Annotated in this window: 2 protein-coding genes; both read left to right on the top strand. The window is 46.8% G+C overall.

The window, feature by feature from the left end:
- On the top strand, positions 1 to 366 hold a 366-nt coding region (locus tag KNP71_RS15755), incomplete at its 5' end, for a Mu transposase domain-containing protein (protein WP_483299390.1).
- On the top strand, positions 363 to 631 hold a 269-nt coding region (locus KNP71_RS15750), incomplete at its 3' end, for an ATP-binding protein (RefSeq protein ID WP_214831054.1). The genes KNP71_RS15755 and KNP71_RS15750, both read left to right, overlap by 4 nt.

Genomic DNA, 631 nt, shown 5'->3' with positions numbered 1-631 from the left:
CTAGCACCAGGACATTTGAAGCCGCATTATCCGGTCCATCGCTGGGAAACACGTCAAGTAAGCAAAGACTGTTTTGTGTCCTACCAAGGACGACAGTATTCAGTTCCGTTTCGGTTCGTCGGACAGCATGTACGAATTAGAATCACCCTTGACCATCATCTCGAGGTCTACGCTGATGGCGAACAAATCGCCCAACACCCGATTGCCTCCGGCAATTTGAAGTATCAATTAAATTTAGAGCATTACAAAGGGCTAGAAACGACTCAAAAAGGTTTGCCGACCCGTCGTCTCCAGCCCGATATTCCTGAAGTGGAACGTCGTTCCCTTCAAGTGTACGAACAGTTCGAAAGGAGCGATCACGAATGAACACGGACCTTCTCACTGAACGCTTAGAAAAAGTTGGATGGCAATTGTCGGCCAACCAGCTTGAAGGAATCCTTGAAGATGCCTCCAAGAATAATGTAGCATATTCGGACTTTCTAAACAGTATTCTGATGACGGAAATCGAACACCGTGAGTCAACAGAACTATCGAAACGAATAAAACGTGCCAGACTCCCCTATTTTAAGACGCTAGAAGACTTCGACTTTGCGTTTCAGCCGAGCATCAATGAAAAGCGCGTCAGGGAGGT

This window comes from Exiguobacterium sp. s56 (genome assembly GCF_018618255.1).
Lineage (GTDB): Bacteria > Bacillota > Bacilli > Exiguobacteriales > Exiguobacteriaceae > Exiguobacterium > Exiguobacterium chiriqhucha.
Note: the sequence above shows the minus strand (reverse complement) of the source record. Positions and strands in the feature narration are given on the sequence as shown.